We start from the raw sequence: 24,149 nt of genomic DNA on the forward strand, positions 1-24,149 counted from the left end.
CGACTTCCTGAATGAAATCACGCGCTGGAGAACGATCAGCGCACCGCGGAGGTGCTAGGCGTGGTGCGGGCGGATCAGTTTGGTGCGCAACGCGAGTGGCGAGTCGGCGAGATCGTCCGCACCGGCTTCGAGCAGTTCCTCGCGGCTGCCGTATCCCCAGAGGGCGCCGATCCCGCGAAGCCCGTGCACGCGTGCCGCGCGCATGTCCACACCTCGGTCGCCGATCATCGTCGCGTCCTCGCTGCGCAGTGCGTGCGTCTGCAGGATGTAGGGGAGCAGGTCGCGCTTGTCCTCGCGCGTGCCGTCGAGCTCGCAGCCGTGCACCGATTCGAAATGCGAGTCGAGCCCGAAATGGCGCACGATGCGATCGGCATAGACCAGCGGCTTCGAGGTCGCGACGAAGAGCCGCGCGCCCGCACCGCGCAGCGCCGAAAGTGTCTCCGCAATGCCCTCATAGGGGACGTTCTCGAAAAGACCGACGTCCGCGAACCGCTCGCGATAGTGGGCGAGGGCCTGCTCGACGGTTTCGCGGCGTTCGTCGGCAAGGAGCTGCGCGAGCGAGTGGCGCAGCGGGGGTCCGATGGCGAAGGTGAGGTCGTCGAGCGGGGGCGGCGCGACGCCCATTCGTTCCAGCGCGTGGGCGATGCTGCGCGTGATGCCTTCGCGTGGATCGGTGAGGGTTCCGTCGAGGTCGAAGAAGACGATCATGAGAGGAGCCACGTGACGTCGAGCTCGGCGGCGAGCGCGGCCGCATCAGGAGCCGGCGAGTAGGGGAGCACACCGAGGCACGGCGCGCCGAGGCGACGGCGCAGGGCGTCGATGTTTTCGTCGCGCGCGTTCATGTCCGGATCCACGCTGCTGCCGATCCAGCCGGCGAGGCGAAAGCCTTCGTGCTTGATCGCGCCCGCCGTGAGCAGCGCGTGGTTGAGGCAGCCCAGTCGCAGGCCCACGACCATCACGATCGGCAGGTTGAAGGCGCGCGCGAGGTCCACGGTATCGAGCGACCGGGACAGCGGCACCTTGAAGCCGCCCACGCCTTCGACGACGAGAAAGGCGCCACGCTGCGCCCAGCGTCGATAGGCGGCGATCACCGGATCGAGCGTGATCTCGCGTCCTTCGCGCTCGGCCGCGATGTGGGGCGCGATCGCTTCCCGCAGCAGCACCGGCGTCACGTCATTCGCTTCGGTAGCGGATAGCGAGGCGGCGGCCATGAGGGCGAGCGTGTCGTCGTTGATGCGTCCGTCGCTTGCGCCTGCTGCAATCGGTTTCATCGGCGCCGCGGCAACGCCGCGAGCGCGCAACGCGTGGAGCAGCGCGCAGGAGGCGAGGGTCTTGCCCACGCCCGTGTCGGTGCCGGTGACGAACACGCCCTTCATTTCGGATCGCGCGGCCGGAAGTCGATCACCTGGCGTCCATCGGAGGTCCGCTTGGGTGGGACTTTCCATGCGTGGCCATAGATCACTTCGTAGGTGGCCGGTAGTCCCGTGTCGCGGCGGAAGCGCTCGTAGCTTTCGGCCATGCGCCGCCACCGTGCGCGGCCCGAGAGCCCGCGCGGGCGATCGACGAGCGCGCTGTGCGCCCCGATCGCCTTCAGGTCGCGCGCAGCGTCCTCCACCTTCGAGTACTCGAGCGTCACGACCTCCATTTCCATCACCGGGTCGGCGAATCCCGCATGCACGAGCGCATCGCCCAGGTCATGCATGTCGATGAAGCGATGGACATGCGGGGCGTCGTCGGCCTGCGCGAATGCGGAGCGGAGTTCCTTCAGCGTGTCCGGACCGAACGTCGAGAAGAGGAAGAGTCCTTCCGGCGCCAGCACGCGCGCGCTTTCGGTGAACACCCTGCCCGGGTCGCACCACTGCAGCGCGAGGTTCGAGAAGACGAGCTGGGCGCTTGCGGCGGCGAGCGGCAGCCGTTCGGCATCGGCGCAGACAAGACGCGGCAGGCGCGAAAACGTCCGCTTCCACCACGAGGCCCGGCCGGCAGCCTGGTGGAGCATGTTGGGCGCGAGGTCGATGCCGATGAGCTCCGCGCCGGGGAAGCGCTGCGAGAGTGCGTCGAACGAACCGCCCGTGCCGCACCCGAGGTCGATCACGCGTGACGGCGCGAGACGCATGGGAGCGAGGTGTTCGACCAGACGCGCGCCGATCTCGCGCTGGAGGATCGCGTTCTCGTCGTAACGTCGTGCGGCGCGGTCGAAGGAGCGGCGGATCGCGCGGCGTTCGAGCGAAGCCTCAGCCACGCAACTCCTCGAGCGCGCCGATGAAGATCTCGCGATGCGTGATGAAGGGGAGGTGCGCGGCGTCCTCGATCTCGATGAGCTTCGCCTGCGGCAGCCAGTCGGCGAGCCAGCGCCCGGCCGCGATCGGTGCGAGCGCATCGCGCTTGCCGTGTACCACCACGGTTCGCTGCGAGATCGTCGGCACCTGTTCGCGCAAGTCGGTCTCGCGCAGCACGTCGAGCACGCGATCGAGCGCGGAGGGATCGGGCGCGCCGCGGGCAAGCAGCTCGTCGGCGAGGGCGCGAATCGCCGGGCGGCTATTCGTTCCGCCCATGCCGTTGAGCGCGACGAAGGTCTTGAGCGTCGCCTCGAAGTCAGTGCGCAGGCCGAGCGCGAAGCCCGCGAGGGTCTCGGCCTTCATCGCGTGCGGCCAATCGGGACGCTCGACGAAGCACGGCGTGGAACCGACGAGGGCCAGCGACTTCACCTGCTTCGGATAGCGGTGCGCGAGGCGCTGCGCCACGAGCCCGCCGAGCGACCAGCCGCACACGATGGCGCCGCTCGGAACGAACGCGGCCACTTCGTCGACCGCGTTGTCGAGGTCAGTGAACGGAACGAATGCCGAGAAGCCATGGCCGGGAAGATCGATCACATGCGCGCGAAAGCGCGGCGTGAGATCGGCGAGCAGGCTCGACCACACGCCGCCGTGCGCCCCCCAGCCATGCAGGAGCACGAGGTCCGGACCATCGCCGCTCGCGCGGACGTGCAGTTTCATGAACGCAGGTCCTCGGCGAGTGCGGCCGCGAGCGCCTCGACTTGCGGGCGCGTGTGCACTGCGGAAAGCGAGATGCGAAGTCGCGATGTTCCTTCGGGTACCGTCGGCGGGCGGATCGCGACCACGTGCATGTTGCGAGCGGCCAGCCGGCGCGAGATTTCGAGCGCGCGCGCGGCATCCCCGACGATCACTGGCTGTATCGCGGTCGTGGAGGGTGCGAGCGGAACGCCAAGCGCTTCGCAGGCGGCGCGAAACTCCGCGACGCGCCTGCGCAATGCGGCAAGCAGGTGCGGCTCCGAATCGACGACGTCGAGCGCGGCGATTGCGGCGCCCGCCACCGACGGAGGTAACGCCGTCGAGTAGATGTACGTGCGCGCGCGCTGGACGAGCCAGTCGATCACGATCGGCGTGCCCGCCACGAACGCGCCATATCCGCCCAGCGCCTTGCCGAGCGTGGCCATGTAGACGATGCGCGGCGATCGCGCCGCGTGATGCTCGAGGACGCCTCGACCGGTCGCGCCCAGTACGCCGATGCCGTGTGCATCGTCGAGTACGAGCCAGGCGTCGTACCGTTCGCAGGCGGCGAGCAGGCGCGGCACATCGGCGACGTCGCCGTCCATGCTGAAGACCGCATCGGTCGCGACCACTTTCAGCGTCGCGGTCGATGCGGCGAGCCGCGCCTCGAGCGCATCGAGGTCCCCGTGCGGATAGCGCGTGAAGCGCGCCTCGGAGAGCCGCGCGCCGTCGTTGAGGCAGGCGTGATTGAGCTTGTCGGCAAAGATCTCCGCGGAGCGGTCGGCGAGCGCGGTGAGGATGCCGATGTTGGCCGCATAGCCGCTGGCGAAGAGCAGCGCGCGGGGCAGCCCCGTGAACGAGGCGAAGCGCTCTTCGGCGCGCGCGTGGATGCCGAGGTATCCGGTGACGAGCGGCGAGGCGCGCGCACCGACGCCTTCGGCATCGATCGCCGCCTTCGCTGCGGCGATCAGCCGCGGGTGCCGCGAGAGCCCGAGGTAGTCGTTGCTCGAGAAATCGATGGCATCGCCCTGGGCGACGTGCCGCGCGCGTCGCAGGCCGCCGCGCTCGAAGGCTTCCAGCCCGCCCGCGAGCCGGTCGGCGAGGGCGGCCATGTCAGCCGGCCGCGAGACCCAGCGCCGCAAGCAGCGCGTCGTCGCGCGCGACTTCGGGATTGCCCGTGGTGAGCAGCTTCTCGCCGTAGAAGATCGAATTCGCGCCGGCGAAGAAACACAGCGCCTGCGCCGCGTCATCGAGCGATTCGCGGCCCGCGGAGAGCCGCACCATGCTTCGCGGCAGCAACACGCGCGCGACCGCGATCGTGCGCACGAACTCCATCCACGAAAGCGGTTCGGTCTTCGCGAGCGGCGTGCCTTCGACCGGCACCAGGTGATTGATCGGCACCGACTCGGGCTGCGGATCGAGGCTCGCGAGCTGCGCGAGCAGGCCGGCGCGCTCGCGCCGCGATTCGCCCAGGCCGACGATTCCGCCGCAGCAGACGTTGAGGCCCGCCGCGCGCACGCGCTCGAGCGTATCGAGGCGGTCTTCGTAGTCACGAGTCGTGACGATCTCGCCGTAGTACTCGGGCGAGGTATCGAGGTTGTGGTTGTAGTAGTCGAGGCCGGCGTCGCGCAGTTGCTCGGCCTGGCCGTCCTTGAGCATCCCCAGCGTGCAGCAGGCCTCGAGGCCGAGCGCCTTCACTTCACGCACCATCGCGAGCACGGGTTCGAGATCACGCGCCTTGGGCCCGCGCCACGCCGCGCCCATGCAGAAGCGAGTCGCGCCGTGTTCCTTCGCAGCCTTTGCGGCGGTGATCACTTCGTCGAGCGCGAGCAGGTCCTGGCCTTCGACACCCGTGTGATAGCGTGCCGCCTGCGGGCAGTAGCCGCAGTCTTCAGGACAGCCACCGGTCTTGATCGACAGCAGCGTCGAACGCTGCACGCGATTGGGATCGAAATTTTCGCGGTGCACGGTATGCGCGCGGAAAAGCAGATCGTTGAAGGGAAGGTCGAAGAGCGCGAGCGCTTCTTCGCGCAGTGCCTCGAAACGCGGGTCGGGGCGGGCCGTAGCCGGAAACTTGACGATCGTATCCAAAGGTCTCTCCTAAGGTCCTGATAATTCTGGTTTATTGCCTTCTTGTCAACGCAATCGCAGCATCTTCCCTGACGGGTGCTTAATTTTTCATCAGACGTTGCGGGATGGGATGGGCTTCGCCTGTTCGCGCAGGACTGCCTGCTTTGCGGCGACTCAGGTCCGTCGGTCGTCTGTCACGGGTGCGAGCGCCGCTTCCCCGAGGACGCCGAGGCACAACCGATCGCGGGCTGCGACCGTATCGTTGCCGCCTATGCCTATCAATTTCCGGTGGACCGCCTCGTGAAGCGATTCAAGTTCGCGGGGGACCTCGCCGTGGGCGCGTGGCTCGCAGCGCGAGTCGTTGAACGCGTACGCGCGGAGCGCCGCCCCGACTTGCTGCTGCCGATGCCACTCGCTGCGGCCCGCCTGCGCGAACGCGGCTTCAACCAGGCCCACGAATTGGCGCGCATCGTCGGACGGGCGCTGGGAATCCGGTTCGCGGCCGGAGCCACGCGCATTCGCGCCACGGCACCGCAGTCAGGACTGGACCGCCCTGCGCGCGAGCGCAATCTTCGCGGGGCCTTTCGCGTGGCGGGCGGCGTAGGCATGCAGGGGCGGTCGATCGCGATCATCGACGATGTGCTGACCTCGGGAGCCACGGCGTCGAGCCTGGCGGTTGCCCTGAAATCCGCCGGGGCGGAGCGCGTCGATGCCTGGGTGGTGGCCCGCACACCCGGGCCCGGTGCCGGCTGACCATGTTCGACGTCGTCCTCTACCAGCCCGAGATCCCGCCCAACGCCGGCAACGTCATTCGCCTTTGCGCCAACGCGGGCGCCGTCCTGCACCTGGTCGAGCCGCTGGGGTTTTCCATGGATGACCGCCAGCTTCGGCGGGCGGGCCTCGACTACCACGAGCTCGCCACGGTCCGCGTCCACCCGGACTGGGACGCATGCGCCAAGGCCTTGACGGGAAAGAGATTGTTCGCTGCGACCACGCGGGGAGGGGTGCGCTATTCGGAGGTGGCCTACCAGCCCGGGGATGCCTTCGTCCTCGGTTCCGAGACGGCTGGCCTACCGGCCGCCTTCCTCGAGTCGTTTCCAGAGGGCCGGCGCCTGCGCCTGCCGATGCGCCCGGGCAACCGCAGCCTCAACCTCTCCAACGCCGCCGCCGTCCTCCTTTATGAGGCTTGGCGCCAACAGGGGTTTGTAGGCGGAAATTGAGTTGCGTTACAAGAGGGTTACCCCTGAAATCGAAATAGAGGCCAAAAGCCTGAAAAAACAGGGGCTTTGGTGACCGGAGTCACAGTAATATTCGTTCGTGAAGGGTGTAATGGCGCCATCAAGTAACAAACAGCACGGCCGAAAGCGGCCGAAACGCCAAAACCCACCAGAACCGATAAGAATCCGGCGCCAAACGAAGAACCTTAGGAGTGACACGAAAATGAACGCGAACCTCAAGAAACTTGCTGCTGCCCTCGCGATTGCCGGTGCCTCGGTTTCCGGATCCGCGTTCGCCATGTCCGGCACGGATACGGCCACGCCCTTCTCCGTAGCGAACAACGTCAACTTCCAGATCATCATCCCCGCGTTCCTGTACTTCCGCGTGGGTGTGAACACCGCGACGCCCGATTCGATCGTCTTCACGGTCCCGGCCGCCACCGTTGGCACGGGCGCGGTCGCTTCCACGGGCGGCGACGCCGGTGGCACCGCCTCCAACGTCGCGATTCGCGGCAACAACGGCCAGGTCACCATCACCGCGACGGTCTCGGCCGCCACGGGCCTGGGAACGGGCACGGCCTCGGATGGCTTCATCAACTTCAACACGATCACGGCGACGGCATCGAATGCCAACCTCACCGCGCCGGGACTGACCAACGCGGGCGGCGGCACGTCGACCCCGCTTCTGGGCTGCGACGTCGCATGCCCGGGACTCGGCAAGGTCACCAACCGTACGGGCACGTGGACGTGGAGCTACGCCAACGCCACGGTTCCTTCCGCGGGTAACTACACGGGCGTCGCGACCTACACGGCGACGATGCCTTGATCCCCACGCAGATACCCAAGACCAAATTCTCAAGAACCGACCGAACTCGGCACCACACGAATAGATCCAGGAGTGACTCGATGAACACGAACCTCAAGAAACTTGCTGCAGCTCTCGCCATTGCCGGTGCGTCGGTTTCCGGATCGGCGCTCGCCGCCTCCGGCACGGACACGGCCACGCCCTTCTCCGTAGCGAACAACGTCAACTTCCAGATCATCATCCCCGCGTTCCTGTACTTCCGCGTGGGCGTCGATACGGGCACGCCGGATACGGTCGTCTTCACGGTTCCGGCCGCCACGGTCGGCACGGGCGCGGTTGCTTCCACGGGCGGCGACGCCGGTGGCACTGCCTCGAACGTGGCGGTGCGCGCCAACAACGGTCAGGTCACCGTTACCGCCACCGTCTCGAGCGCCACGGGCCTCGGTACGGGCACGGCGTCGGACGGCTTCATCAACTTCAACACGATCTCGGTGACGCCTTCGAACGCCAACCTCACGGCGCCGGCGCTGAGCAACGCGGGCGGCGGCACGTCGACCCCGGTCCTCGGATGCGACGTCGCGTGCGCGGGCCTCGGCAAGGTCACCAACCGTGCGGGCACCTGGACGTGGAGCTACTCGAACGCCACGGTTCCCTCCGCCGGCACCTACACGGGCGTCGCGACGTACACCGCGACGATGCCGTAGTAAGCTGGGATTACCCAAGGCACCTGACGACGGGGTGGTCCTACAGGCCACCCCGTTTGTCTTCGTGAAGGCGAAATGATTCGATCCGGATTTACCGTCGTGCTGTTCGCAATCGCCGCAGCGACCGCTGGCGCGCCCGCGCACGCCGAGCAACCGGCGACGGACACGACGGCACCGTTCAGCGTCAACGCGCGGCTGAATTTCTCGATGGTCTATCCGAGGTTCCTGCGCTTTCGCGTCGGCACGGCCGGCGCCACGGTCAATCTGATGACGTTTACCGTTGCGGCTGCATCGGTGGGAGCAGCGACGCCTGTCGCGGCCACCGGGGGCGACGCCGGAGGTTCGGCCGTGAACGTCGAGGTTGTCGGCAACAACGGCCAGGTCACCATCACGCCCACGAACAGCAGCACCAACCTCGGAATCGGAACGGGCACCGCGAGCGACGGCCGCATCAACTACAACCAGATCGCAACGACCACGAGCCTCGCGCAACTCCCCGCGCCGGTGCTCAGCAACACCGGCGGCGCGCCCGTCCTGCCAACGCTCAATACGGCCCTCGTGACCAATCGCACGGCCGTGTGGACCTACAGCTATCTCAACCAGACCATCCCGAGCGCCGGCACCTATGGCGGCACGGTCGTGGCGCGCGGCGGTCGGGTGACCTATACGGCGACGATGCCATGAGGATTGCCGGCATCGCCTTCCTGTTGCTCGTTGCGGCGCCCGCGGGAGCCACCACGGTGGTCATCGCCAACGGCGCCGCGCAGATCGCGCTGCGGGTCGGTGCGACCGGCGGAACGATCTCCACCGTGGCCTTCGCGCCCGCGGCTGCGACCGCGGGGACAGGGGTCGCCGTGCTTGGCACGACCAACGCCGCAGCGGGTTCCGTCCAGGGCGCGAATTTCCCGACGGCCTGCGCGGCCAACAACGTTCGCATCTGGGCCATGGCGAGGTCGACGGTGGGCGCGCCCCGCACCGCGACCCTGCAGGTCAATGGCTCCATCAACCTCACTTCAGGGGGCAACACGATTCCCCTCACCGATTTCGACTGGGTGACCAGCGCCGGGACCGAAATCGCGAGCGCCGCGTTCAGCGGCTCGGGCACGCAGGCGCTGACGAGTTTCGTGACCTCCCGCGAAGTCAGCGTGTGCCTGCGGTTTCGCTTCCTCAACACGACGGTCTATCCCAGCGGGACGTACACGGGACAGATCACGTACAACCTCTCGATGCCATGAAGCGCCTGGCCGCCGTGCTCTTCGCATGCGCCGCCGCCGCGCCTTTCGCGCAAGCCGGTACCAGGCTCGACGACAGCGGCTCGCCGCGCAGCCGCGTCGAAGTGCAGTCGCGCTGGCTGCATCACGATGAAGGGCTTTCTCCCGAGCGGCTCAATGCGATGGTGGCCGACATCACCAACCTCGAGTTTCGCCTCGACACCTCGCGCTATGTCGGCAAGCGCGCGCGCATCTACTTCGTGATTCCGGACTTCATCTCCGGCCTGCGCTCGGTCAGCGGCATGCGCGTGGAGTGGAGGTCGCGCGGCACTTTCCTCCCAGGCTCCGCCTTGCCCGGTCAGCGAGCGCTTGTTTATGATGGGCTGATCCAGCGCCCCTCGATCCACGAATCCCTTGACCTGCAGATCTATCTCGATGCCCGACACATCGACCGCATCACGCGGTTCGATCCCTCGTTCGAGATCGACGTTGCGCCTTAGCCTCACCGCGGCACTCGCCTGCGCGGCGATCCTCGCACCGGGCGCGACGTACGCGCAATTCGCGGCGTTCGTGCTTCCCGCCCGCTTCGAGCTCAAGGCAAAGCCCGGCGAAAAACTCTCCGAGGTCCTCGAGATCGGCAACGACGCGTCGATCCCGGGGGACTACCGCATCCGTACCGCGGACTGGTCGCTGCGTCCGGATGGCGGCGTGGACTTCCGCGTCGACACACTCGCCCATGAAAGCTGCCGCCCCTGGGTCGCGATCGAACGCTTCCTGGTGAAGCTCTCGCCCAAGGCGAAGCGCCGCTTCCGCTTCGAAGTCCAGGTACCCGCCGATGCCAAACCCGGTTTGTGCCGGTTCGCGCTGCTGATCGAATCCGCGGATCCCGTGACGTCGGTGGCGCCCGCGGCCGGAATCCAGCTTCCGATCCAGGGACGCATCGGCATCATCGTCTACGTGCGCGTCGGCAATGCCGCACCCGACCTCAAGCTCGAACGCCTCGAAGTCCAGAACGTGAACGGCAGGCAGACGCCGGTCGCGTGGTTTCGCAACACCGGCCTTGCGCACGGCCGCCCGGAGGGCACGCTCGCCGGCACCGATGCGGGCGGACGCAGTTTCGATTTCACGATTGCGCCGCTGCCGATCCTGCCGGGCGAAACGCGCGCTGTTCCGCTCTGGCCGCAGGACGACACCGACGGCAAGCCGTCCACCCTCGCCTTTCCCGTGAAGCTGAAGGGCACCGTGGAGTGGGAAGGCGGCAAGCAGGCGGTCGACACCTCGCTGCCCGCGCCGGCGGTTCGCTAGCGCGCTAAGGCGCGACGCGCTTCAAGCCCACATCGGTTCGCACGTCTCCGCGCACATCGACGCGGACTTCACGCGGCGTCTCGTCGTCCAGCCCCCAGGGCAAGGGGACGCGATCGACGCTCACGCGCAGGCGGTGGACACCCGCCGGCACCAGCGCGAAGGTATATCGGCCGTCCGAATCGGTGACCGCGGCCTGGCGATCGTCGAGGATCACCTGCACGCCCGGGGCACCGCGTTCATTCGCCTGCCGCACGCCGTCGCCGTTTTCGTCGTAGAAGATGCTGCCCGTCACGCGACCCGTGCTGGAGCGGCCCCCGGAGACGCCTGGATAGGGCGTGCCCGACGAGCCCTCGTAGCGCACCGTGAGTTGCAGGGCGTTTTCCTTCACGAAGGGTGACAACAGGTTGTCGGCGCCCGGCTGGATGCTGTTTCGAAACCACGTGAGGAGCACCGTCCAGGAAGGCGCCGGGTTCCAGTCGAGCGAGACCGCGGCGTTGTAGTTGCGCTCCGAGCCGCGCGGGTCGTCGACGTCGACGTAGCTCAACGTCGCATCCCATTGCAGGTTGCCGTAGAGCGGACCGCGCGCGGTGACGCTGGCCAGGCGCCGGATCGTGTCGCCGCGCTCGAGGTTCTCGTTGGTCTGGCTGAGTTGCGTCTGCAGGTCCACCGATCCCAATCGCGGCCAGTCCTGGTACCACGCGACGTAGTTGGTTCTCTCCGTGAAGCCGGTGGTGGGGCGACTGGTGTTCGTGTTGGCATCGAGCCGCGTGACACCGAGGCCCCATGTCTTCGAAAGGAAGAGGTTCGCGTAGCCGACTTTCCGCGGAATGCCTCCGGCCGTGCGCGGATCCTCCTGGCGCATCGATCCCCCGCCACCAACCTGCAGCGTGCGGTCGAGGCGCAGCGTCGCGTTGGCGTAGCCGCCGATGTTGTCGGATCCACCGCGTTCGGGATTGCGCTCCAGGTTGTCGCTGCTCGTCTCGATGCCGAAGCCGTAGAAATTGGCCGCGCCGCGATACTCGCCGCGCCAGTAAGCACCTCGCGTGTCGCGCGCGGAGCCCCCGTCGCCGAACTTGAAATCGGGATCGACGTAATAAGCGCCGAAGCGATGCATCATGCGGCCGCTCCGGACCTGGCTGTCGAACCATCCCGCAGCCTGCTGATCGTCGGTGAGCGCGACCTGCGCCTTTACGCCGGGGCCGCTCGAGTTGAACTCGCGATCGATGCCGATCGTGGTGGTCACGTGATCGGGCACCGACAGGCTGTCGCGAACCGCGATCGCGGCCGCGCCCACGGACCAGTCCCGGTTCAACCGCCGCGCGTACGCGGCCGTGGCCTGCTCGCCCTGGCTGCGCTCGAACTGCTGGATCCCGAAGCCCGTGAGCTGCCCGATGCGACCCACGCCGAGGCGAATCTCATCCTGCGGCGAGGAGATCGAGGTCTGGAATCCACTCAGCATCGACGTCGACATGTTGACCCGGTACGACGTCGTGAGGAAGAACGGCAGGATGGGTCGGACGACGCCCAGCGAGCTGGTCGCGAACCAGCCGGGCGCGATCCCGAAGTTCTCCTGGATCAGCGTGGCCGAACCGATCACGCGTTCTTCTTCGCCACGCGGCGGGTTCGAGCGGAAATGCGTGACCTGGCCGAGCAGCGCGAAATCGCCGTAGCGCTCGGTCTCCATGGCATAGCGGAACGCGACGCCGTCGGCCTGCGTGGTCCCGGCCGTGGAGTGTTCGCGATGCTCGCTGCGCAATTCGACGCCCCACTGCTTGAGTCCGGGTGATCCGTCGCGCGGGCGGTTGTCGAGGCCCAGCTCCTGCTCTTCGCTGACGCCCATCAGGGTGCGGTCCGTATAGGCACTGGCCACCACGGGCGGGACGATGGGCGGTGCCGGCGTCGGCGCGGGCGCACCAGGAGCAATCGGTGGAACGCCCATTGGCGCCGGCGGCGTAGCCGAAGAGATCGCGCCAGCGGCGCCTGGCGCACGCGGGGGAGCGGCGATCGGCGTGCGCGGCGGAGCGGAAGCGATGGGGGGCACGCTCACGGGTGGCGCCGTTGCGGGCGCGGGCGGCGACAAGGGGGGCGCTTGTGCCGTTGCCGACGCATCAGGTGCCACGAGCAGGCGCCGGGGCAGGTGAAGCCGCGCGCCTACCACGAGCTTCGCCGCGGCGCCGTTCATCAAGGCATTCGGATTGAGCTCGCGCAGCTCATCCACGAGCACGCGGGCGCCGGCTTCGTCGGGCGCGAAGTTGCGTGCGATCCGGTAGAGGTAGTCGCCTTCCTCGATGATCCAGAAGCCGCGTTCGCGGGCCAGCTGGATGCGCTTCTCCGTCTCCGGAGAGACGACGCGCGGGGACGGCAGTTGCGCGAAGGCTGTGAGAGGCAGGAACTGGAAGGCTAGCGCGCCGGCGAGCATAAGCGCCGGCAACGAAGTGATGCGTCGCGACCTCTCCATTTCCCCGATCGTCTCTCCCCTCCCTGTGCGCGAAGTATAGCAACCGGCTCTGCGCGAGCCCGCGTGCAATCGCGTCGGTCTTGTAGGACTAGTCCGCTGGTGATCGCCGGAACTCGTCGTTGCACGCGCCCTGCACAACACGTGCCAAGCCAGCTTACAGCCGTAGCATGAATGTTTCTATCGTATTGAAAAGCCGTGCTTTTTGGGTTGCCCTCGTTCGAGCTCAATTCGATAATCCGCTCGTTGTGACATACGCCATATCCGAATGGCGATAACTAACGTATGGGAGGCAACGCCATGAAGAAGCTGCTTGCAACTGCAGTCGCGTCCGCATTCGTCCTGATCGCCCCCGCCGTCCAGGCGGCTGTCACCAACAACGACTTCACTGTCCAGGTCAACTTGACCTCGGTCTGCGAAGCAACGAACAACGGCACCACCACGATGGATTTTGGCACGTACACCGCGTTCCAGCCCGGCGCCCAGAGCGGCTCGGCCGTGAACCTCACTTTCCGCTGCACGCGCGGTTTTGCGCCGACCTCCGTGGCTTTCGACACGGTCAACGGCACCGCGGCTGGCGTTGGCGTCCTCCAGGGCCTGCAGTACGCCCTGACAGCCGGTGCGCCCTCCACGGTCGCGGGCACCGCCGCCACGACGGCGACGATCGGCACGGGCGACGCGGTCACCTATAACGTGACGGGCTCGATGCCGGCCAACCAGGCGGGTGCGTGCGCGACGGCCGCTTGCGGCCCGACCACTCACGTTCGCACGCTGATCGTCACGTACTAACGCAAGAAGCGCCGTGAAGTCGCCGGGTCCCACCGGGGATGACTGGTTGCCTGCATGCGAGCGAAGAGGGGGGAGCATCGTGAAGCCGATGCGGCGGATCGTTTCCGCCCTGCTGGCCACCGGCGCTCTCCTCGGCGTCGCGATGGCCGACGCGCGCGCAGGGACTGCCCGCTCCGACTTCACGGTGAAGGTTGCCGTGGCGACGGAGTTCACCGTGCCTCCGGAGAGCGATTTCTGTGTCTTCCGGAACTATCGAGGCGCGTTCGGAGCGACGGTCACGGTGGTCTGCGACACCGGCGTTGTGGTCGACCTGGCGGCTCCCACGAGCAAGTCGGCGTGGCCGCTGTTTCACGGCGGCGCCTATCGGTTCATGCCTCCGGTCTCGGGGGCAGGGCTGATGGCCGGTATCGACGGCATTCCTACGAGCCTGGGCACGAGCGCTTCCTGGCGCGTGATTCGAACGGTCGAGCGCGAGTACCTGGAACTCACCTTGCACTGGTAACCGGACAATACGATGAGGCAACACCGACTGGACCGATCCATCCGACGTTGTTGCCTGGTGCTCGCGGCGCTTGCCGCGGCATCGTCTGCAGTGGAGCCGGCGCTTGCGGGCCAGTTCTCGGTGACTCCCGTCCGTATCTACATGGCGCCGAGAGATCGAGCGACCGCGATCACCATCACCAACGAGGGCGACACGGAACTGGTGATGCAGGCCGACCTTTACCAGTGGCGCCAGAAGGCCGGTGGCGAGGACGACCTCACGCTTTCCGAGGATCTCTTTCTCTCTCCTCCGATCATCAAGCTCGGCCCGAGGGAGCGGCAGGTCGTGCGCCTGGCGCGCGTGAAGACGGGCGCCGGAGCCGACCAGCTCACCTATCGCATGATGCTGCGCGAGATTGTCGAAGCGAGGCCCACCGAGAAGGCGGAGCTGCAGGTCGCCCTTGCGTTCTCGCTGCCGGTGTTCATCACCCCGCCGACGGCGAAGAGCAAGCTCGGCTGCGTCACGGAACGTGCGGCGACTGACCAGGTCAAGATCACGTGCCAGAACACGGGCAACGCCTATGTCCATCCGCGCGGGTTCGTGCTCTCGTCGGCGTCTGGCGAGGAGCTGGCGTCGCGCGACTCGGGGGGCTATCTCCTGCCGGGCATCAAGCGGGATTTCGACATCAAGCGCGCCGGCGGCGCGATCCCCGCCGGGCCGGCCAAGCTCGTAGCGACCCTGGACGACGGAACGAAGAGCACCTTCGACGTGATGTTGGCGAAGTAGTGTCGGCAGGGGGCTCGCCGCCGCGCATTTCCTTCGCGATTCGCGCCGCGCTGCTGGCCATCGCACTCGTCGCATTTCCTGGCTTTTCCCTGGCCCAATCCTCGGTGCGTGCATCCGACAAGGACCGCGTGTCGCAGGCGCGTGAACGCGGCTACTGGGTCATCGAGCGCGGTGACACGCTGTTCGCGATCAGCCGCAACTTCACCGAGACCGAAACCGCGGCGAACGAGCTCGCTCGCGAGCTCGCGTCCCTCAACTCGCATGCGCTGTTGTTGAACAACCCGGGGGTCCTGGTCGTTGGCGCGAAGTTGAAGCTTCCGCAACGCTTCCTCGCCGAGGGCAAGGCCACTGCGCCGGTGCCGCCTCGTGCGCAGCCTCCCGTGCAACCGCAGGCACAGTCGCAACCAAAGACCCCGGTGCCGGCGCAAACGCCCGCGCCACCGCTCGCGACGGTGCCCGCGGCGCCACCCATCCCCGCGAGTCAGGCCACGCCAGCCGCCGTGCGCGGCCAGCGCGTGCTGCCGCTCGACGTGACCATCAACGGAGCGAAAGGGGGCACCTGGGTATTCGTGGAGCGCGACGGAATCCTGCACGTGCCCGCCGATGCCCTCGAGGAATGGCGGTTGCAGATCGGTCCGGACGCGCGCGCGATCGACTTCAAGGGTGAAAAGTATCTGCCGCTCTCCGCGGTACCCGGCTACAAGGCGCGCCTGAATTCCTCGAGTCAGTCGGTGGAGCTCGCGTTCGCGCCCGAAGCGTTCACCGCGCAGCGTCTTTCGACGGCGCCCGCGGGCCGGCCCAACCTCGATCCGGTGATGCCGAGCGTCTTCCTCAACTACGACGCCAACTATTTCGGCCAGGACTTCCGACAGTCGCGGCGCATCAATGACGTGGGCGTGATCGCCGAGCTCGGCTTGTCCACGCGCCATGGCGTTCTCACGACCAGCGTGGCGGGACGCAACCTCGGTGGCGACGGCACGCTGGGCGACGAGCGCCACATCGTGCGCCTCGAGTCCACGTACACCCGGGATTTTCCCGGGAGCAACATCACCCTTCGCGTCGGCGACGCGACGACGCGCGCGGGCCTTTGGGGTCGCAACATCTATTTCGGCGGCGTCCAGATCGGCACCAACTTCGAGCTCACGCCGGGATTCGTGAGCCAGCCGATCCCGGTGCTGCGCGGCCTGTCCGCGTCCCCCTCGACCGTCGAGCTCTATGTGAATGACGTGCTTCGCCAGGTCTCGACGGTGCCCACCGGCCCCTTCGCGATCGACAACTTCCCGCAGATGACGGGCAGCGGCGAGGCGCGCCTCGTGGTGCGCGACATCCTTGGACGCGAGACGGTGCTCGTCCAGCCATTCTTCGAGATCACCAAGCTGCTGGCACCCGGCCTCAACGACTGGAGCGCGGAGTTGGGCAGCGTGCGTGAGGAGTTCGGAACGGCCAGCAACCAGTATGCCGATACGTTCGTCAGCGGCACGTGGCGCCGCGGCATCACGCAAGGACTCACGCTCGAAGGACGCGCGGAGTTCACGAAGGACCTGCGTGTCGCCTCCGCTGGCGCTTCTTTCGCGCTTCCCTGGCAGTTCCTGGGTTCGGTCGCCGCCGTCGTCAGCGACCGCACGGGCATCGGACGTGGCGGGCATTGGCTCGTGGGTCTCGAGCGCAACGGCCTGCGCAACAGTATTTCGTTCCAGGCGAAAGGCGCTTCGGTCGACTTCCGGCAACTCGGCCAGGACGACGATCTCGAGCCCAACAAGCTGCAGGTGGCGGGCAACTGGACTTACTTCCACGACAAGTACGGTGCCCTGGGGCTCGGTTTCGCCACGATCTCCCGCTACAGCGACGTGACCGTGTCGACGGTGACGGGCAACTACTCGGTGAACTTCGGAAAATCGAGCAGCCTGAGCTTCAACGTGAGCCGCGCCGTGGCGGGGGCGAGCGGAACGTCGTTCGGCATGAGCATCGTGGTGCCGCTCGAGAACAGCCGCGTGGTGTCCGCGACGACCAACAGCCGTTCGGGGCAGACCGACTACTTCGTGACCGCCAACCAGACGTCCGGGCTCGAGTCGGGCCTCGGGTGGCGCGTGCTGGCTGGAGAGCAACAGCGCGAGGCGCGCGTCGAGGGAGGTCTCTACTACCTCGGCCGGCGCGGAAACGTCACGGGTGAAGTGAGCGCCTCGCCCGACCGGAGGGCCGTGCGCCTGGGCGCGAGCGGAGGCGTGGTCTTCGCCGACGGGTATCTCTTCGCGACGCGCCGCGTGGACCAGGCATTCGCGGTTGCCGAGATCGCGGGTTTTCCGGATGTCGGCGTCGGCCTGGGCAGCATGACGCTCACGAAGACGAACAACGACGGGGTCGCGCTGATTCCCAACCTTTGGCCGTACCAGGCGAATTCCATTCGCCTCGATGCCAATGAGCTGCCGATCAGCGCCGAGGTCGATTCCATCGAGAAGACGGCGGTGCCCGCATGGCGCAGCGGCGTGAAGGTCACGTTCCCCGTGCGCGGCGGCCGCGGTGCGCTGCTCAGGATCGTGCTCGAGAGTGGCGAAGTCGCTCCGGCTGGCGCCATCGCGCGCATCGACGGCGACAAGCAGGAGTTCTACGTGGCTCGCCGCGGCGAGGCCTTCGTGACGGGCCTGCAGCCGACGAACCGACTCACCCTGACGTGGGCGGGAGGCAAGTGCCGCTTCGAGGCAACGCTGCCCCCGGAGAAGCCCGACGAGATTGCGCGCGTCGGCCCACTCACCTGCAAGGCGATCACACCATGAGATCCACGTTCCTGAAACGAATCCGGTACATCGCAGCCCTGGCCTTGTCAGGCGCTTCGGCTCCCGCGCTCGCGGCCATCACGTGCGCGATCAACAATCCGGTCTGGACCACGGCCTACGTCCAACCCAATCCCGGCAACAACGTCACGCCGGGGTCCATCATGGTCTCCTGCCAGCGCAACCTCGTCGGGGATGGGAGCAGCGTCACGTACACGGTGGCGGCGAACGATGGCACCCAGCCCAGCGGCGTGCAAAATCGCGCGCTGCTGGGCGTGACGACCATCGATTACGAGCTTTATCGCGACAGCACTTGCGCGACAGTCTGGGGTTCGGACCCGGGCGACCGGATCACGGGAACGATCAATGGCCTGTCGGGCTTCACGCCGATGTCCCAGAGCCATGGCTTCTGGGCTTGCGTGCCGGGAAGCCAGACCGGCAAACCCGCGGGCACGTATGTCGACCTCGTGACGACGACGGTGCGCGACGGCATCACGATCACCGGCATCGGGACCGTCAGTGGAGTCATCGTCACGCCGGCCTTGTGCACGATCAGCACGGCTCCGGGTACCGTCGCCTTCACGTACGCGGCATTCGGTCCGGCGGTGCCGGCCAGCACGGCCTTCGCCGTGACCTGCACAAACCTGCTGCCGTACACGATGTCGCTCGACGAGACCGTGGGCGTGATTTCGGGGCTGCAATACACGCTCGCGTTGAGTGCGGCGGGAGGGACGGGGACGGGACTGTCGCAGCCGTACTCCATCGACGGCAACATGCCGGCGGGACAGGCCGGCACGTGCGCGGCCGCGACGTGTCCCGGCGTCACGCAGACGCGCACGCTGATCGTGACCTACTAGGGTCCGGACTCGGCCTTCGGATCGCGCGAGAGCAGCTGCGCGACCGCCTGTGCGGGAGAGCGCCCGTCGAACAGCACGCCATGCACGGCTGCGGTGATCGGCATCTCGACGCCATGCGACAGGGATAGGGAGAGCACCGAGGGCGCCGAGTGAACGCCCTCGGCCACGTGGCCGAGCTCGGCGAGGATCGCATCGAGCGACTGGCCCTTCGCGAGCCGCAATCCCACGTCGCGATTGCGCGAGAGATCCCCCGTGCAGGTGAGCACGAGATCGCCCAGCCCCGCGAGGCCCATGAAAGTCTCCGACTGGCCGCCGAGCGCGACACCGAGGCGGACGATTTCCGCGAGCCCGCGCGTGATAAGCGCGGCGCGCGCGTTGCGGCCGAGCGAAAGGCCATCGGAGATGCCCGCCGCGATCGCGATGACGTTCTTCACCGCGCCGCCGAGCTCGACGCCGATGACGTCCTGGCTCGAGTAGATGCGCAGGCGCTCGGTGTTGAGGGCGGCGACGGTCGATTGAGCGAAGGCTGCGTCGGGCGATGCGAACACCAGTGCGGTCGGTTGCGCGCGCGCGACCTCGAGCGCGAAGCTCGGCCCGGAAAGCGCGCCCACGCGCGTGGCACGCGGCAGGGCCTGCGCGACGATCTCGTGCGGAAGGTGGCGCGTGTCCCGGTCGAAGCCCTTGCAGGCCCAGGCGAGTGCGGGCTCGGGATTGATCGCCGCGATCGCGGCCGCGGTCTCGCGCAGGCCCGAGGTGGCGGTGGCCACGATGACGAGATCGGCGCCGCGTACGGCCTTCGCAAGCTCCGGCTCGACGCGCGCGGCAATCGGCAGGAATCCCTCGGGAAGGTAGCGGCTCGTGCGGTTGCTCGCGAGCTCGGCGCAATCGGCGGCGTTGCGAGTCCACAGCGCGACTTCATGGCGCGCGGCGAAGGAGATCGCCAGCGCCGTCCCCCACGCACCCGCGCCGAGGACCGCGATCTTCACGCGCTCACAGGCCCCAGACGTGCGCGACGCGGATGTGGCCCTGCTGGCCGTCGCGGTGGCGGACCTTCACCCACCCGTCGGCCGCAGGCTCGAGCACTTCGAGGAGCACGTGCTTGTAGGCCTCGAAGGCGAGTGCGGCCTGCGCGTTGGCCGCCGCGCGCACGTCCGCGAGCGGGACCGTCACGAGGACGGAGCGCCGTTCGCCGAGCGACTTGTTCTCGAGCCACGCGACTTCACCGTTCACGTCGCGCACCTTCGTCCACTGGTCGAGCTTCACCAGCACTTCGAACGGGTAGTAGCGGCTCGCGACGAAGAGGCGATCGGCTTTCGCCGAGGGCGCGTCGTAGAGGACCGCGGGCTTGTCGCCCAGCGTGCGGAATTCCGCACCCTGGGCCGACAGGGCCACGAGGCCCAGCGCCGCGAGGAACGCGCCCGCGAGTTTCATCAATGCGACGTGGGCGTGATGATTTGCGGAGCGGTCGATTCGGGCACGGCGGCCTGCTGGCGCTGCGCCGCGTAGAGCTGCTCGAAGTTCACCGGGTTCAGCACGATCGGCGGGAAACCGGCGCGCGTGATGATGTCGGAGATCGTCTCGCGCACGTACGGGAACAGGATGTTCGGGCACGCGATGCCGAGGACCGGATCGAGGTCGGCGGCCGGGATGTTGCGGATGATGAAGATGCCCGCCTGGCCCGCTTCGACCAGGAACAGGGTCTTGTCCTTCACCTTCGCCGTCACGGTGACCGTGAGCGTCGTCTGGTACACGCCGTCTTCGACCGGGGTCGAGTTGTGGTGCAGCTGGATGTCCACTTGAGGCTGCTCGCGCTCGAGGAACACCTGCGGGGCGTTCGGGATCTCGAGGGAGATGTCCTTCACGTAGATCTTCTCGATGGTGAAGACCGGCTGGTTCTGTGCGTCGCTCATGAAGCTTCCTTCTGGGTGATGACCGGTGATCGGCTGCCCGCGCCTTACGGTGCGGAGAGCAGCGCTTCGAGGCCGCCCGCCCGGTCGAGGGCGGCCAGGTCGTCGTATCCGCCGACATGGCGGTCGCCGACATAAATCTGGGGAACCGTGCGCCGCCCCGTGCGGCTGACCATTTCTTCGCGCCGTTCGGGTTCGAGGTCGACGCGGACCTTCTCGATCTCCGCCACGCCTTTCGCGCGCAGCAACCGCTCGGCCATCTGGCAGAACGGGCACACCGCGGTGGAATACATCACCACGCGCGCCATGGCTTCACTTCTCCACCGGCAGGCCGGCTTGCTGCCAGGCCGCGAGGCCACCCTTGAGGGTGTAGGCGGTCGTGAAACCGGCCTTCTTGAGGATGCGAGAGGCCGCTCCGGCGCGTGCGCCGCTGCCGATGACCAGCACCGGCTTTTCCTTGTACTTGCGGATCTCCTCGATGCGACCCTCGAGGTCGGCCGCGGGAATGTTCCGGGAGCGCGGCAGATGGCCCGCGGTGAATTCGGCGGCGTCGCGCACGTCGAGCACGAGGCTGGTGCCCTGGTTCATGAGGCGCGTGGCCTCGAGCGTGCCCAACTGCTCGCCTCCTGCGCCCACGAGCTTCGAGAGCTCGGGCCATACCAGCATCACGCCACTCGCCAGGAACAGCGCGACCAGCGCCACGTTGTTGATCAAGAATTCGCCCACGGGATTCCTTGCAGGGGAACAACACTTCGGAGAGGGCGAGATTTTACCAGAGGACGGCGGCCTGAATGAGCCAGAGCGTGGTCATTCCCGCGACGATGGTCGCCATGGCGTTGCGGGTACGGGCGGCCACGACCATGGCGACGAGCCCGGCGATCCAGCGCGGATTGGCGATCGTGAGATCGACAACCCCTTGCGGCATCGCGAGCCCGGGCAGGACGATGGCCGCGAGCACGGCCGGCGGCACGAACGCGAGCGCCACGCGGAATGCATGGGGAAACTTGTGCGGGTCGGCGAACAGGATGAACGAGGCCCGCGTGAGAAACGTGAGCAGGCCGACTCCGAAGATCGCCAGCCAGGTGGTCATCGCTTCCTCCACGCTTCGATCGCCACGCCTGCGGCGATGCCCGAGAGCGACGCCGCGACGAGGGACAACCGGTAGGGAAGACCGGCGGCGATCAGCGCCACGGCGCCGGCGACGATGGCCGCCCCGAGGTCGGCGCGCGTGCGCACCGCGGGCACCAGCAGCGAGAGGAAAGTGAGGACGACGACGAAATCGAGCGACCAGTTCGCGGGGATCTGCGCGCCGGCGACCGCGCCGATGGTGACGGCGAGTTGCCACGTCACGTAGAGCGTGAGGCCGGTGCCGAGGAAGTGCCAGTGGCGCTCGCCCGGGCCGCCCGGCTCGCTGAAGCGCCTGGTGCCCATGGCGAAACCCTGGTCGGTCATCAGGTAGCCGATCAGCGAGCGCCAGCGTGGCGACAGATGCGCGACGTGCGGCGAGAGCGATGCGCTGTACATCAGGTGGCGCAAGCTCAACACGAGCACGGCGGCGAAGATCACGGGCAGGGGCGACGCCGTCGCGAGCAGCTGGCAGGTGATCATCTGCGCGATTCCCGAGAACGTGATCACGGAGAGCGCGATCGTCTCGAACGCGCTGAGGCCCGCGGCCACGCCCGCGACACCGGCCACGAATCCGAACGGAACGGTTCCCGCGAGGATGGGCATGGCCTCGCGCGCGCCGGCATAGAACTCGCGGCGCGCTTCGTCGTTGGGAAAGGGATTCACGGCGTGCGGGGAAAATCACGATTGTACGGGTGCTAACATTTGCGCATGAAAAAGATCGTTCTGCTCCGCCACGGCGAGAGCATCTGGAACAAGGAAAACCGCTTCACGGGCTGGACCGACGTGGGGCTTTCGCCGCACGGCATGGAGGAGGCGCGCAAGGCGGGCGAGCTCCTCGCCGCCGAGGGCTACGACTTCGATCTCGCATTCACGTCGCTGCTCAAGCGCGCGATCCGCACGCTCGATTTCGCGCTCGAGGCGCTCGACCGTTCGTGGATCCCGGTCGAGAAGGACTGGCGGCTCAACGAACGCCACTACGGCGCGCTGCAAGGCCTCAACAAGGCCGAAACCGCGGCGAAGTTCGGCGATGAGCAGGTGCACGTCTGGCGGCGCAGCTACGACACGCCGCCGCCCGCGCTCGACGAGAACGATGAACGCCATCCCTCGCGCGACCGCCGCTACGCGGGCCTCAGCGCGTCGGAGCTTCCGCGCACCGAATGCCTCAAGGACACGGTGGAGCGCGTGGTGCCGTACTGGACGAAGATGATCGCGCCCGCGATCGCCTCGGGCCAGCGCGTGCTCGTCGCGGCTCACGGCAACAGCCTTCGGGCCCTCGTGAAGCATCTCGATGGCGTCGGCGACGATGAGATCGTCGGACTCAACATTCCCACGGCCGCGCCGCTCGTCTACGAGCTCGACGACCACCTCAAGCCTTTGCGTCACTACTACCTGGGCGACGCGGAGGCGATCGCAAAGGCCGCCGCCGCCGTGGCGAACCAGGGGAAGGCGCGTTAGCGCAATGGCGCGCGCGCGCCTCGCGGCCGCGTTCGCCCTGCTGCTCGCATTCGCCGTACCGACGACGGGCCAGGGCCGCGCCAACGAGGCGGACCTGCGCGAATTGCGCGGCCGCATCGAGAAACTGCAGAAGGAGCTCGCCGACGCCGAGGGCGCGCGCGGCGGTGCGCTCGACGAGCTGCGCGCGAGCGAGAAAGCCGTGAGCGAGGCCAAGCGCGCACTCTTCGAGCTCGCGGGCGCCGAGCGCGGGATCCAGTCGGACCTCGAAAAGCTTGCGGCGCGCTCGCGCGACGCGCGCGCGGCGATCGCCACGCAGGAAGCGGCGGCCGAACGCCTGTTACGCCTGCAATACTTCCAGGGGGCTCCGGACCGTTTGCGGTTGCTGCTTGAAGGCCGCGACGCCGCTGAAGTTGCCCGCCAGCTGCAGTACTACGGCTACATCCAGCGCGCGCGCGCCGAGCTGATCGTGCAGCTGCGCCAGGGCGCGGCCGAAGTCGAATCGCTCGAGCGCGAAGCGCGCACGCGACGCGAGGCGCTCACCGAGAACCAGGCTGCGCAGGAACGCGAAGCAAAACGCCTCGATCGAGAGCGAGCGGAGCGCGCTGTCGTGGTGCAGCGACTGGCCGGGGATATCGAGCGCAGCAAGCGCGAGATCGGCAAGCTCAAGCGCGACGAAGCCCGACTCGCGAAACTGGTCGAGGAAATCGCACGACGCCTCGCGAAACCGCCTGCGGACGCCACGAAACCGAAGGGTCGCGCGATCGACGAAGTAGCCGATGCGTCGCTCGCGCTGAAACCTTTTGCAACATTGAAAGGCCGATTGAAACTGCCGGTGCGTGGGGAACTCACTGGCCGTTACGGAAGTCCACGTGAAGAGGGAGGCGCCACGTGGAAAGGACTCTTCATCAAGGCCTCAGCGGGTGAAACGGTCCGGGCCGTCGCCGACGGCCAGGTGGTCTACGCCGATTGGCTTCGTGGCTTCGGAAATCTCCTCATTCTCGACCATGGCAAGGCGTACATGAGCCTGTACGCCTACAACGAGGGACTGCTCCGGCAAGTCGGTGATCGCGTGCGCAGCGGCGACGCGATTGCGCAGGTGGGCGACTCGGGTGGGGCGGGGGAATCGGGTTTATACTTTGAACTGCGTCAGGACGGGAAACCGTTCGATCCAATGCGCTGGGTTGCACCGTAAAACCGGAG

29 protein-coding genes are annotated in these 24,149 nt (G+C 67.5%); 15 read left to right on the plus strand and 14 right to left on the minus strand.

What is annotated here, in order from left to right; translation table 11 throughout:
* Positions 1 to 54: 54 nt before the first annotated feature.
* From DSM104440_RS03440 to bioB, 6 genes are read right to left on the minus strand one after another with little or no spacing between them, the layout of a single operon-like run.
* Positions 55 to 708, minus strand: coding sequence for an HAD hydrolase-like protein (locus DSM104440_RS03440; protein ID WP_171160611.1), 654 nt, complete (start codon positions 706 to 708; stop codon positions 55 to 57).
* Positions 705 to 1,376: a dethiobiotin synthase gene (gene bioD / locus DSM104440_RS03445; RefSeq protein WP_171160612.1), complete on the minus strand. Its 672-nt coding sequence runs from the start codon at positions 1,374 to 1,376 to the stop codon at positions 705 to 707. The genes DSM104440_RS03440 and bioD overlap by 4 nt, the downstream gene beginning before the upstream one ends.
* Positions 1,373 to 2,242: a malonyl-ACP O-methyltransferase BioC gene (gene bioC / locus DSM104440_RS03450; RefSeq protein WP_171160613.1), complete on the minus strand. Its 870-nt coding sequence runs from the start codon at positions 2,240 to 2,242 to the stop codon at positions 1,373 to 1,375. Before bioC ends, bioD begins: the two co-directional genes overlap by 4 nt.
* Complete coding sequence (gene bioH, locus DSM104440_RS03455; RefSeq protein ID WP_171160614.1) at positions 2,235 to 2,996, minus strand: pimeloyl-ACP methyl ester esterase BioH; 762 nt, start codon at positions 2,994 to 2,996, stop codon at positions 2,235 to 2,237. The genes bioC and bioH overlap by 8 nt, the downstream gene beginning before the upstream one ends.
* Positions 2,993 to 4,123: an 8-amino-7-oxononanoate synthase gene (bioF, locus tag DSM104440_RS03460; RefSeq protein ID WP_171160615.1), complete on the minus strand. Its 1,131-nt coding sequence runs from the start codon at positions 4,121 to 4,123 to the stop codon at positions 2,993 to 2,995. Before bioF ends, bioH begins: the two co-directional genes overlap by 4 nt.
* Position 4,124: 1 nt before the next feature.
* Entirely contained in the window at positions 4,125 to 5,045 is a 921-nt protein-coding gene (bioB, locus tag DSM104440_RS03465; RefSeq protein WP_246212140.1) for a biotin synthase BioB, read from the minus strand.
* Positions 5,046 to 5,369: 324 nt separating this feature from the next.
* On the opposite strand from bioB, the gene DSM104440_RS03470 reads away from it, so the two are divergent.
* From DSM104440_RS03470 to DSM104440_RS03505, 8 genes are all read left to right on the plus strand, one after another.
* Complete coding sequence (locus tag DSM104440_RS03470) at positions 5,370 to 5,834, plus strand: ComF family protein (RefSeq protein ID WP_212758191.1); 465 nt, start codon at positions 5,370 to 5,372, stop codon at positions 5,832 to 5,834.
* Positions 5,835 to 5,836: 2 nt separating this feature from the next.
* Positions 5,837 to 6,301 carry a tRNA (cytidine(34)-2'-O)-methyltransferase gene (locus DSM104440_RS03475; protein WP_171160618.1) on the plus strand — a complete coding sequence of 155 codons (465 nt, stop codon included), beginning with the start codon at positions 5,837 to 5,839 and terminating at the stop codon, positions 6,299 to 6,301.
* Between the two features lie 220 nt (positions 6,302 to 6,521).
* The gene (locus DSM104440_RS03480; protein ID WP_171160619.1) at positions 6,522 to 7,124 is read left to right on the plus strand and encodes a hypothetical protein; all 603 of its coding nucleotides are present in this window, start codon (positions 6,522 to 6,524) and stop codon (positions 7,122 to 7,124) included.
* Positions 7,125 to 7,204: 80 nt separating this feature from the next.
* Positions 7,205 to 7,807 (plus strand): hypothetical protein, encoded by a 603-nt coding sequence (locus DSM104440_RS03485; protein WP_171160620.1) that lies wholly within the window; start codon positions 7,205 to 7,207, stop codon positions 7,805 to 7,807.
* A 75-nt stretch (positions 7,808 to 7,882) separates the two neighbouring features.
* Complete coding sequence (locus DSM104440_RS03490; RefSeq protein WP_171160621.1) at positions 7,883 to 8,491, plus strand: hypothetical protein; 609 nt, start codon at positions 7,883 to 7,885, stop codon at positions 8,489 to 8,491.
* Positions 8,488 to 9,042 carry a hypothetical protein gene (locus tag DSM104440_RS03495; protein ID WP_171160622.1) on the plus strand — a complete coding sequence of 185 codons (555 nt, stop codon included), beginning with the start codon at positions 8,488 to 8,490 and terminating at the stop codon, positions 9,040 to 9,042. The genes DSM104440_RS03490 and DSM104440_RS03495 overlap by 4 nt, the downstream gene beginning before the upstream one ends.
* Positions 9,039 to 9,518 carry a hypothetical protein gene (locus DSM104440_RS03500; RefSeq protein WP_171160623.1) on the plus strand — a complete coding sequence of 160 codons (480 nt, stop codon included), beginning with the start codon at positions 9,039 to 9,041 and terminating at the stop codon, positions 9,516 to 9,518. Before DSM104440_RS03495 ends, DSM104440_RS03500 begins: the two co-directional genes overlap by 4 nt.
* Positions 9,508 to 10,323, plus strand: coding sequence for a hypothetical protein (locus DSM104440_RS03505; protein WP_171160624.1), 816 nt, complete (start codon positions 9,508 to 9,510; stop codon positions 10,321 to 10,323). Before DSM104440_RS03500 ends, DSM104440_RS03505 begins: the two co-directional genes overlap by 11 nt.
* Before the next feature lie 4 nt (positions 10,324 to 10,327).
* On the opposite strand, the gene DSM104440_RS03510 is transcribed toward DSM104440_RS03505, so the two are convergent.
* The gene (locus tag DSM104440_RS03510; RefSeq protein WP_171160625.1) at positions 10,328 to 12,781 is read right to left on the minus strand and encodes a carboxypeptidase-like regulatory domain-containing protein; all 2,454 of its coding nucleotides are present in this window, start codon (positions 12,779 to 12,781) and stop codon (positions 10,328 to 10,330) included.
* A gap of 297 nt (positions 12,782 to 13,078) precedes the next feature.
* Between DSM104440_RS03510 and DSM104440_RS03515 the strand changes: the two genes are divergently transcribed.
* The 5 genes from DSM104440_RS03515 to DSM104440_RS03535 all read left to right on the plus strand — a co-directional run bounded on the left by DSM104440_RS03515 (position 13,079) and on the right by DSM104440_RS03535 (position 18,459).
* A complete protein-coding gene (locus DSM104440_RS03515; RefSeq protein ID WP_171160626.1) occupies positions 13,079 to 13,567 on the plus strand; it encodes a Csu type fimbrial protein in 489 nt (162 codons plus the stop codon).
* Between the two features lie 79 nt (positions 13,568 to 13,646).
* Positions 13,647 to 14,069 (plus strand): hypothetical protein, encoded by a 423-nt coding sequence (locus DSM104440_RS03520; RefSeq protein ID WP_171160627.1) that lies wholly within the window; start codon positions 13,647 to 13,649, stop codon positions 14,067 to 14,069.
* A 57-nt stretch (positions 14,070 to 14,126) separates the two neighbouring features.
* Positions 14,127 to 14,834 (plus strand): fimbrial biogenesis chaperone, encoded by a 708-nt coding sequence (locus tag DSM104440_RS03525; protein WP_212758192.1) that lies wholly within the window; start codon positions 14,127 to 14,129, stop codon positions 14,832 to 14,834.
* Positions 14,835 to 14,938: 104 nt separating this feature from the next.
* Positions 14,939 to 17,605, plus strand: a complete 2,667-nt coding sequence (locus DSM104440_RS03530) for a fimbria/pilus outer membrane usher protein (RefSeq protein ID WP_171160629.1) — start codon at positions 14,939 to 14,941, stop codon at positions 17,603 to 17,605.
* Complete coding sequence (locus DSM104440_RS03535; RefSeq protein ID WP_171160630.1) at positions 17,602 to 18,459, plus strand: spore coat protein U domain-containing protein; 858 nt, start codon at positions 17,602 to 17,604, stop codon at positions 18,457 to 18,459. The genes DSM104440_RS03530 and DSM104440_RS03535 overlap by 4 nt, the downstream gene beginning before the upstream one ends.
* On the opposite strand, the gene DSM104440_RS03540 is transcribed toward DSM104440_RS03535, so the two are convergent.
* Genes DSM104440_RS03540 through DSM104440_RS03570 form a run of 7 tightly spaced genes read right to left on the minus strand, consistent with a single transcriptional unit; the run spans position 18,456 to position 22,157 of the window.
* On the minus strand, positions 18,456 to 19,445 hold the full coding sequence (locus DSM104440_RS03540) for an NAD(P)H-dependent glycerol-3-phosphate dehydrogenase (RefSeq protein ID WP_171160631.1): 990 nt from the start codon (positions 19,443 to 19,445) through the stop codon (positions 18,456 to 18,458). The genes DSM104440_RS03535 and DSM104440_RS03540 overlap by 4 nt on opposite strands.
* Before the next feature lie 4 nt (positions 19,446 to 19,449).
* Complete coding sequence (locus tag DSM104440_RS03545) at positions 19,450 to 19,890, minus strand: SH3 domain-containing protein (RefSeq protein WP_171160632.1); 441 nt, start codon at positions 19,888 to 19,890, stop codon at positions 19,450 to 19,452.
* Positions 19,890 to 20,369: a protein-export chaperone SecB gene (gene secB, locus DSM104440_RS03550; protein ID WP_171160633.1), complete on the minus strand. Its 480-nt coding sequence runs from the start codon at positions 20,367 to 20,369 to the stop codon at positions 19,890 to 19,892. Before secB ends, DSM104440_RS03545 begins: the two co-directional genes overlap by 1 nt.
* Before the next feature lie 44 nt (positions 20,370 to 20,413).
* Entirely contained in the window at positions 20,414 to 20,674 is a 261-nt protein-coding gene (grxC, locus tag DSM104440_RS03555) for a glutaredoxin 3 (protein WP_171160634.1), read from the minus strand.
* A 4-nt stretch (positions 20,675 to 20,678) separates the two neighbouring features.
* Positions 20,679 to 21,092: a rhodanese-like domain-containing protein gene (locus tag DSM104440_RS03560; RefSeq protein ID WP_246212087.1), complete on the minus strand. Its 414-nt coding sequence runs from the start codon at positions 21,090 to 21,092 to the stop codon at positions 20,679 to 20,681.
* A gap of 43 nt (positions 21,093 to 21,135) precedes the next feature.
* On the minus strand, positions 21,136 to 21,456 hold the full coding sequence (locus tag DSM104440_RS03565) for an AzlD domain-containing protein (RefSeq protein WP_171160635.1): 321 nt from the start codon (positions 21,454 to 21,456) through the stop codon (positions 21,136 to 21,138).
* A complete protein-coding gene (locus DSM104440_RS03570; RefSeq protein ID WP_171160636.1) occupies positions 21,453 to 22,157 on the minus strand; it encodes an AzlC family ABC transporter permease in 705 nt (234 codons plus the stop codon). The genes DSM104440_RS03565 and DSM104440_RS03570 overlap by 4 nt, the downstream gene beginning before the upstream one ends.
* A 45-nt stretch (positions 22,158 to 22,202) precedes the next feature.
* On the opposite strand from DSM104440_RS03570, the gene gpmA reads away from it, so the two are divergent.
* Positions 22,203 to 22,949: a 2,3-diphosphoglycerate-dependent phosphoglycerate mutase gene (gpmA, locus tag DSM104440_RS03575; RefSeq protein WP_171160637.1), complete on the plus strand. Its 747-nt coding sequence runs from the start codon at positions 22,203 to 22,205 to the stop codon at positions 22,947 to 22,949.
* 4 nt (positions 22,950 to 22,953) lie between these two features.
* Positions 22,954 to 24,141, plus strand: a complete 1,188-nt coding sequence (locus DSM104440_RS03580; RefSeq protein WP_171160638.1) for a murein hydrolase activator EnvC family protein — start codon at positions 22,954 to 22,956, stop codon at positions 24,139 to 24,141.
* Positions 24,142 to 24,149 lie beyond the last annotated feature (8 nt).

Source organism: Usitatibacter palustris (assembly GCF_013003985.1).
In the GTDB taxonomy this organism is placed as follows: Bacteria; Pseudomonadota; Gammaproteobacteria; order Burkholderiales; family Usitatibacteraceae; genus Usitatibacter; species Usitatibacter palustris.

What these genes read in the sequence shown, in the direction of transcription:
- bioD (WP_171160612.1), bottom strand. Translation starts at nt 1,376, where the DNA reads ATGAAGGGCGTGTTCGTCACCGGCACCGACACGGGCGTGGGCAAGACC.
- DSM104440_RS03565 (WP_171160635.1), bottom strand. Translation starts at nt 21,456, where the DNA reads ATGACCACCTGGCTGGCGATCTTCGGAGTCGGCCTGCTCACGTTTCTC.
- DSM104440_RS03515 (WP_171160626.1), top strand. Translation starts at nt 13,079, where the DNA reads ATGAAGAAGCTGCTTGCAACTGCAGTCGCGTCCGCATTCGTCCTGATC.
- grxC (WP_171160634.1), bottom strand. Translation starts at nt 20,674, where the DNA reads ATGGCGCGCGTGGTGATGTATTCCACCGCGGTGTGCCCGTTCTGCCAG.
- DSM104440_RS03440 (WP_171160611.1), bottom strand. Translation starts at nt 708, where the DNA reads ATGATCGTCTTCTTCGACCTCGACGGAACCCTCACCGATCCACGCGAA.
- DSM104440_RS03480 (WP_171160619.1), top strand. Translation starts at nt 6,522, where the DNA reads ATGAACGCGAACCTCAAGAAACTTGCTGCTGCCCTCGCGATTGCCGGT.
- DSM104440_RS03485 (WP_171160620.1), top strand. Translation starts at nt 7,205, where the DNA reads ATGAACACGAACCTCAAGAAACTTGCTGCAGCTCTCGCCATTGCCGGT.
- DSM104440_RS03535 (WP_171160630.1), top strand. Translation starts at nt 17,602, where the DNA reads ATGAGATCCACGTTCCTGAAACGAATCCGGTACATCGCAGCCCTGGCC.
- DSM104440_RS03490 (WP_171160621.1), top strand. Translation starts at nt 7,883, where the DNA reads ATGATTCGATCCGGATTTACCGTCGTGCTGTTCGCAATCGCCGCAGCG.
- DSM104440_RS03500 (WP_171160623.1), top strand. Translation starts at nt 9,039, where the DNA reads ATGAAGCGCCTGGCCGCCGTGCTCTTCGCATGCGCCGCCGCCGCGCCT.
- bioF (WP_171160615.1), bottom strand. Translation starts at nt 4,123, where the DNA reads ATGGCCGCCCTCGCCGACCGGCTCGCGGGCGGGCTGGAAGCCTTCGAG.
- DSM104440_RS03545 (WP_171160632.1), bottom strand. Translation starts at nt 19,890, where the DNA reads ATGAAACTCGCGGGCGCGTTCCTCGCGGCGCTGGGCCTCGTGGCCCTG.
- DSM104440_RS03475 (WP_171160618.1), top strand. Translation starts at nt 5,837, where the DNA reads ATGTTCGACGTCGTCCTCTACCAGCCCGAGATCCCGCCCAACGCCGGC.
- DSM104440_RS03580 (WP_171160638.1), top strand. Translation starts at nt 22,954, where the DNA reads ATGGCGCGCGCGCGCCTCGCGGCCGCGTTCGCCCTGCTGCTCGCATTC.
- bioH (WP_171160614.1), bottom strand. Translation starts at nt 2,996, where the DNA reads ATGAAACTGCACGTCCGCGCGAGCGGCGATGGTCCGGACCTCGTGCTC.
- secB (WP_171160633.1), bottom strand. Translation starts at nt 20,369, where the DNA reads ATGAGCGACGCACAGAACCAGCCGGTCTTCACCATCGAGAAGATCTAC.
- DSM104440_RS03495 (WP_171160622.1), top strand. Translation starts at nt 8,488, where the DNA reads ATGAGGATTGCCGGCATCGCCTTCCTGTTGCTCGTTGCGGCGCCCGCG.
- gpmA (WP_171160637.1), top strand. Translation starts at nt 22,203, where the DNA reads ATGAAAAAGATCGTTCTGCTCCGCCACGGCGAGAGCATCTGGAACAAG.
- DSM104440_RS03510 (WP_171160625.1), bottom strand. Translation starts at nt 12,781, where the DNA reads ATGGAGAGGTCGCGACGCATCACTTCGTTGCCGGCGCTTATGCTCGCC.